Genomic DNA, 5,377 nt, shown 5'->3' on the forward strand with positions numbered 1-5,377 from the left:
AACTTTCAGGCCGCCTCCGGGCGGCCTTTTTTTCGTCGGGCCGCAGCGCCTCAGTACGCGTTCTAGCGCTGAGGCGGTCCGATGGGATCGTCCTTGGGGTGGGTCCGGTCGGGTCGCAGAAGAAGGGTGCCGGGCCCATTTCGCGACAGGTGGGCCGCGCCCGGTCTCGGTTGTCCTAAGCCACCTTGTCGTCGGATTTATCCAAGCCGAATCAATAATGAGCGGGCTAGGCCTTTCAGGCGACCCGACCCTGAGTTTTCGGATATCAGGGTCACTTAAGGCCCGGCCCAGAGATGAGCCGGGCCATTTTTCTATTGGATCAGCTTTATCAGTGCCTGGGCGATCAGCAGAGACCCGGTCGGGCCTTGGTTTACGACGCCGCGGCGCGATCAGTGCGACTGGGGGAGATGCGGGATGGGGTCGCGGGGGCGTGGGCGCCAGGCTTCGATCATGGCTGCTATCCCATTAACTCGATGTTTGGTTTCGGCGGCTATTACGGTGCCATCCCGGCGCTGCCGGGCCGCTTCCTTCCAGATGCAAACTGCGCCCGCCTCGTGTTGCTTATCGAGGCGGGCGGCTTTCTTCGGATAGGAACGCCGCCTGAGATCGGCCGTTGGTGAGGCCTTGACGCATGACTTCTCCTTCCCCCAGCTAGAGATGGCTGGGGGATTTCGTTTGGGCGCCCCTGCGTCTCAACTGAGCAATCGTTCTCGGATCAGGGTGCGTCGACACCGCTGAGAATTTGATCGACTACTCGAACCACAGCAGCGCGACGGTCGCGAGGCCGATGGCTGTCGCAAGAACGCTCCCGACTGCCCACTGCACGCGGTTCCGACGCGCACGCCTTCTGGCATCCTCGTGAAGGATCGTTGTCCAGTTGGGATTCGGCATAAGCGAAGTGTGTCACGCGAGCCGAACACGAACAATGAGGCTTTCCTCCGTTAGTTCATCACCAATGGCGCGTGCCCCGGCTCATCATGATGAAGGACATCGCTTAGCCACCGGCAATCGATCATCTGTCCGCAGGCCGGACAGCGCTCGAAATGATCGAGCTCGTCTTGCACCGGACCGAGCGCATGTCCCAGCTTCCGGTTCAGCCACTGACGCTCCTGCTCTCTCACTGCCAGATCACATAGGGATGCTCATCCCTCACGATCCGCACCGCTTGGGCGATCGGCTCGCTGTGGGCACCCTTCGCGCTTTTCAGCGCCCAGTTTGTTGCCGGCCTGGACGCTAGAGGCCGCCGCTCGAGCGGGCCGACCAGCGGCTCCCAATGCTCCTCGGGCTGGTTGGTGGCGCCGGCGAGCAGCGTGACGAGCAGGTTGCGCAGCTCTGCCGCTGTCGGAAATCTGTCGGCCATGCTGGCTCGACTCCTGCGCGCCGAGTCGCGTTCCGGATGAGTGGAGCCGTGGGAACCATCTACTGAAGGCTCCCGCCTCCGCCGGGACGAGCTGACGGCGGCGAGATCCCTGGAGAGTAGGCGCCGAACGCCTCGATGAGGCCGATACCCTTCTCGTCACGATATTGGCGCATCGCGCGCATGTGCTCGCCGATCGACTTTCCGACCTCCTCGCTCCATTTTCGGATCTCCGAGTTGGTCTTCAGGTCCGGAATTGACTCGCTGAGCGCCGCGAGGCTGACGATCAGGGCGGTCCGCATCAGGTTGGGGTCGACCTCCGCATGCCCGGCAGCAATCTCTTCCTTGGACATCATGGCGCGCGCAATCGCGTTGATGGCGACATTCGCGAGCCGATATTTGTCGCGCGCCTGCGCCCCCGCGCCGGGCAGCGCGCTGTCGTCGTCATCCTGCGAAGGCATCGATTTCCTCCGGCGCTACCGGCGCCCATTCGGTGGGGACAAAGCCCTCCTGGTGATATTCCTCGCCGTCGACTAGCTCGAGCCATCGATCGCCGTCGCGAAGACCGAAGAACCCTCTCTCAGCCGAGCGAAACAAGCCGAACGACGAGACGTAGCTGGCGATCGGCTGCCAGTCCCGATCCGGAAAATATGGGTTGTCCGCCGCCGCCATATCAGCCTCCGCCGCTCTTACGCGTGGGAAACACCGGCCCGCGAACCGTCATTCGTTCCGTCGCATACGGCCTCTGCAAAGCGACGATATCATCGTAGCTTCCGCGCAACCACAGGTCGTAGTCGGCGGGATCGAGGATTGTGATCATCGCTTTCGGGTGGATCGGAGCGATCAGATCGTTAGGGTCGCAGGTGACCATGGCGAAGCCCGCGCCCTTCGCGGTGTGCTGCCAGAAGCCGCCCACCGCGAACATCGGCTGATCCGGCAGCGCGAACCACATCTCGCCCCTCGTGGGCTTCTTGCCGTCGCCTAGATCGATCGCGGCCGGCGTCCACTCGCAAAACTCCGTGAGCGGGATAAGGCACCGCTTCGCGGGATCCGACGCGAGCCGCTTCCATTGCGGCTGGGCGAGGTTTCGGACGTTCGTCATCGGCCACGCGGCCTGACTGCCTAGCACATCCCAGCTCATCACGTCAGCGCCGCGGCCGCGTTCGTCCTCGCGGATGATCCATGCGCGGCTACGCGGGTAGAGCTCGGCGGGGTTGAAGCGATTGTCGAGGGGCCGGTCGGCGAGCCAGTTTACGCCGAACCTCTCGAACAGCGTCGGCGGATCCTCGCGGGTGCGCGCGCGATTGCACATGTCCTTCCGCTAGCGTTCGCCGCCCGGCGCCCCATTGCGGCCGCGGGCCGCCGCCAGGTTCCGCGACTTCACGGCGGCATCGAGCAGCTTCCGCCTGACCTGCGGCAAGTCGGTCTCAGCCGCAGCTCGCGCGCAATCTTCGGCCTGTTCGTGGCAATAAGCCGCCCTCATGGTCATAAGCGTCTCCTTGGGAAACGCATCTCGCATGCGGTCGCGAGTCGCGCCTAACATTCTGTTTTCGGCACTTTTCCGAGCAGAACTTCACCCGCTCCCCGTCCCATCCACTTCCTCCGCCATGCGAACGGCCGCGCGCATGCCGCGCAAATCTTAGTCGGCAGCGTCGCCTTCTTATGCGTCATGGCCTTCTTTCAAGCATCTTCACCGTCGCCGCAGCAAACTCGCGCATCGCGCGCTGCCAGTAGTCGCCGGCGCCTTCCCATGGCGGATCGATCTCGCGATCGCGCCGGCTTTCCCACATCTCAATCGCCAGTTCCTCGATCAGCGCGTCACGGTCATTCGACGTGCAGAGGCGACACCTAGCCATCGCGCTTCGCGCCGCCGAACAGCGGCGGCTTCACGTCTGGCGCATAAGCGTTCTCGCTCGCATCGTCCGCGCCGTGCCAGGTGATGCGGAAGCTCCGCTCGAGATGTATGGCGATGCGCTCCACGATCTCGACGTGGGCGCGCTGCCGCTCCGGTACGCGCTTGTCCGAGAGGCATCGCCGAACCCAGGGGGCGGATGTGGAGATCGCCCCAGCGACGGTCACGCGAACGGCGTGCGCCAAGCCTAGCCGCGATCGACCTTCGGGGACAACGAGGTCGGTCGGCAGGTCCTTCGGAGGGTCGTCAGTCGCCATGCGCGCTGCTTCGCACACCGAATCGCATGAGAACAAGCAAGGAACATTAGCTCTCGACCTCCAGCGTGATCAGGCACCGCCGCTTCCGAACGGCTTCACGCGTTCGGCCCAGCGCCATTCCGATCTGCTCATCGGTGGCACCACTTGCATGAAGCCGCCGCAGTTCCTCCTCATGAGCACCGGTCCATAACCGCGGCTTCGAGGGAGATGCGCCCAGCGTCGTCCCCGGCTGTGAATTCCGCCTGAGTTCGGCTATCTTGCGTTTCACCGTGGCCATTGGGCGACCCAGCACCGCCGACATGCGGGCCAGACTTCCCCCTCACTAGCCATTTTAGTCAGCGCCGAGAGATCCCCTTGGGTCCACGCGGAAAAGCGCCGACTGCTCACCGCGTCACCTTGATCTTCAGCTTCTGAACCTTTGCCTCGATACCCGAGATCGTGCGCTCGAGTTCGACCGCGATCTGCTCGATCGTCGCCTTCGCTCGCGCCATCCTCCGAAGTGTGGCGATGTCTTCATCGTTCCAAGCTTCGCCGCGGCGGGTGGGCATGCTCCAAGCTTTACAGGTGCATCCGATTCGCACCTACGCGAAACGGTCTGCCGGCTGGGACTAGCTTCAGCGACTGGGTTGGGGCCCAATCGACCGTACGCCGGTGATCATGTTCGCTGGGCTCTTGTCGCTCATCATGTAGCGGAAGCCGGCGACGAAAAGGAGGACGATCGCCAGCAGAAAGGCCAGTCCGATGATCGTCTTGCGTGTCATCGGTGCTCGCCTCAAACGCGTTCGCCCCAAAACTCGCGAGGGCCGCATCCGCTCCGTCAAGAGGCTCAAAAGCCATGGATTATTCGTTCGGTTTGAAGGGTAGCCGAGCGCCGAACACGTGCGGCGATCACCTAGCAACCGTGCCGCACCTCCGTCAGTTCGCTCAGAAACGCGCAGGCAAGCTCAAGCGTCTTCTCGATTAGCCTGTTCGTGGACGAGCAGCCCGGCCGCCGCGCTACCCTTTCGCCCGAGCCGAGCGAGTTGGTCGCACCAGGCGTTCAATGAAGTTCTTGATTTCTATCGAGCGCAGCGTCGGCGCGGTAACCTGATCGTCCAGGCCGAGGCGCCAGGCTAGATCGCGACGGTGCGGCTCGTCGTGCAGCTGCTGAACCAGAGCGGCATGCGTGCCGACAACGCCGCGTGACGGCGCAAGCCCATGCTCAACCAGATCGTCCGCCTGCCGGCGAAGCGCTGCCGCAACCTCGAACAGGCTGATCTCGGGGTGATATTGAACGCCCCAGAAGACGCCGCCGCCGAACTTGATCTCGGCCGCTTGCACGGTCGTTGTGGCATTGGATGCCAGCAGCAACGCACCCGTTGGCAGCTCCTCCACCTCGTCGGTGTGAATGGCGGGGGCGTCGAAGGCGAGCGCGCGCCCAGCGAGGAGCGGGTGGGTCCGTCCAACATCTGTTGGGAAGATGCGGCGTGCCAACCCTCCTTCACGGCGATCGTGCATGGGGCGCACGCGTCCGCCCGCGGCGACAGTCGCGAGCTGCAATCCGGCGCAGGAGCCGAACGCCGGCACGCCCACTCCAAAAACGGCTCGCATGAACTGAACCTCACGTCGGGCTTCCGTCGTCTCCTCCCATAAGTGCAGCGGCGAACCGGTCAGGAAGACAGCATCAAAGGTGGCGAGATCCGCGCCCGGCGGCAGTTCTGCCAAGCTGTCGGATGGCTTTACCCGGACGCACTCGACGCCAGGAGCGAGCCGGCCGAGCATGTCCTCATAGGTCTCTCCCGAGCTGCGGCCGACGCTGCGTCGCCGCTTCTCGCGTGCGGGCGCAGGTTCACATTCAGCGATCAGGAAGCG

11 protein-coding genes and 1 pseudogene are annotated in these 5,377 nt (G+C 63.9%); 1 reads left to right on the plus strand and 11 read right to left on the minus strand.

Features of this window, described 5'->3' with window-relative positions:
• Positions 1–293: 293 nt before the first annotated feature.
• On the plus strand, positions 294–620 hold the full coding sequence (locus JOZ79_RS05925) for a hypothetical protein (protein WP_294071925.1): 327 nt from the start codon (positions 294–296) through the stop codon (positions 618–620).
• A 497-nt stretch (positions 621–1,117) separates the two neighbouring features.
• Here JOZ79_RS05925 and JOZ79_RS05930 read toward each other — a convergent pair whose 3' ends face one another.
• The 11 genes and pseudogenes from JOZ79_RS05930 to JOZ79_RS05980 form a co-directional block, all read right to left on the minus strand.
• Positions 1,118–1,360 (minus strand): hypothetical protein, encoded by a 243-nt coding sequence (locus JOZ79_RS05930; protein ID WP_294071928.1) that lies wholly within the window; start codon positions 1,358–1,360, stop codon positions 1,118–1,120.
• Between the two features lie 59 nt (positions 1,361–1,419).
• Entirely contained in the window at positions 1,420–1,818 is a 399-nt protein-coding gene (locus JOZ79_RS05935; RefSeq protein WP_294071931.1) for a hypothetical protein, read from the minus strand.
• Positions 1,802–2,029: a hypothetical protein gene (locus JOZ79_RS05940; protein WP_294071934.1), complete on the minus strand. Its 228-nt coding sequence runs from the start codon at positions 2,027–2,029 to the stop codon at positions 1,802–1,804. The genes JOZ79_RS05935 and JOZ79_RS05940 overlap by 17 nt, the downstream gene beginning before the upstream one ends.
• A gap of 1 nt (position 2,030) precedes the next feature.
• Complete coding sequence (locus JOZ79_RS05945; RefSeq protein WP_294071937.1) at positions 2,031–2,669, minus strand: SOS response-associated peptidase family protein; 639 nt, start codon at positions 2,667–2,669, stop codon at positions 2,031–2,033.
• 9 nt (positions 2,670–2,678) lie between these two features.
• Positions 2,679–2,846, minus strand: coding sequence for a hypothetical protein (locus JOZ79_RS05950; RefSeq protein ID WP_294071954.1), 168 nt, complete (start codon positions 2,844–2,846; stop codon positions 2,679–2,681).
• Between the two features lie 58 nt (positions 2,847–2,904).
• Positions 2,905–3,028, minus strand: a pseudogene (locus tag JOZ79_RS05955) (DUF2256 domain-containing protein); the annotation flags it as partial.
• On the minus strand, positions 3,025–3,213 hold the full coding sequence (locus JOZ79_RS05960; RefSeq protein WP_294071939.1) for a hypothetical protein: 189 nt from the start codon (positions 3,211–3,213) through the stop codon (positions 3,025–3,027). The pseudogene JOZ79_RS05955 and the gene JOZ79_RS05960, both read right to left, overlap by 4 nt.
• Positions 3,206–3,526 (minus strand): hypothetical protein, encoded by a 321-nt coding sequence (locus JOZ79_RS05965; protein ID WP_294071942.1) that lies wholly within the window; start codon positions 3,524–3,526, stop codon positions 3,206–3,208. Before JOZ79_RS05965 ends, JOZ79_RS05960 begins: the two co-directional genes overlap by 8 nt.
• A 383-nt stretch (positions 3,527–3,909) precedes the next feature.
• The gene (locus JOZ79_RS05970) at positions 3,910–4,074 is read right to left on the minus strand and encodes a hypothetical protein (RefSeq protein WP_294071945.1); all 165 of its coding nucleotides are present in this window, start codon (positions 4,072–4,074) and stop codon (positions 3,910–3,912) included.
• Between the two features lie 66 nt (positions 4,075–4,140).
• Positions 4,141–4,287 (minus strand): hypothetical protein, encoded by a 147-nt coding sequence (locus tag JOZ79_RS05975; protein WP_294071948.1) that lies wholly within the window; start codon positions 4,285–4,287, stop codon positions 4,141–4,143.
• Between the two features lie 235 nt (positions 4,288–4,522).
• On the minus strand, positions 4,523–5,377 hold an 855-nt coding region (locus tag JOZ79_RS05980; protein ID WP_294071951.1), incomplete at its 5' end, for a type 1 glutamine amidotransferase.

The sequence above is a fragment of the Sphingomonas sp. genome (assembly GCF_019242355.1).
Lineage (GTDB): Bacteria > Pseudomonadota > Alphaproteobacteria > Sphingomonadales > Sphingomonadaceae > Sphingomicrobium.

What these genes read in the sequence shown, in the direction of transcription:
- JOZ79_RS05925 (WP_294071925.1), top strand. Translation starts at nt 294, where the DNA reads ATGAGCCGGGCCATTTTTCTATTGGATCAGCTTTATCAGTGCCTGGGC.
- JOZ79_RS05930 (WP_294071928.1), bottom strand. Translation starts at nt 1,360, where the DNA reads ATGGCCGACAGATTTCCGACAGCGGCAGAGCTGCGCAACCTGCTCGTC.
- JOZ79_RS05935 (WP_294071931.1), bottom strand. Translation starts at nt 1,818, where the DNA reads ATGCCTTCGCAGGATGACGACGACAGCGCGCTGCCCGGCGCGGGGGCG.
- JOZ79_RS05940 (WP_294071934.1), bottom strand. Translation starts at nt 2,029, where the DNA reads ATGGCGGCGGCGGACAACCCATATTTTCCGGATCGGGACTGGCAGCCG.
- JOZ79_RS05945 (WP_294071937.1), bottom strand. Translation starts at nt 2,669, where the DNA reads ATGTGCAATCGCGCGCGCACCCGCGAGGATCCGCCGACGCTGTTCGAG.
- JOZ79_RS05950 (WP_294071954.1), bottom strand. Translation starts at nt 2,846, where the DNA reads ATGACCATGAGGGCGGCTTATTGCCACGAACAGGCCGAAGATTGCGCG.
- JOZ79_RS05960 (WP_294071939.1), bottom strand. Translation starts at nt 3,213, where the DNA reads ATGGCTAGGTGTCGCCTCTGCACGTCGAATGACCGTGACGCGCTGATC.
- JOZ79_RS05965 (WP_294071942.1), bottom strand. Translation starts at nt 3,526, where the DNA reads ATGGCGACTGACGACCCTCCGAAGGACCTGCCGACCGACCTCGTTGTC.
- JOZ79_RS05970 (WP_294071945.1), bottom strand. Translation starts at nt 4,074, where the DNA reads ATGCCCACCCGCCGCGGCGAAGCTTGGAACGATGAAGACATCGCCACA.
- JOZ79_RS05975 (WP_294071948.1), bottom strand. Translation starts at nt 4,287, where the DNA reads ATGACACGCAAGACGATCATCGGACTGGCCTTTCTGCTGGCGATCGTC.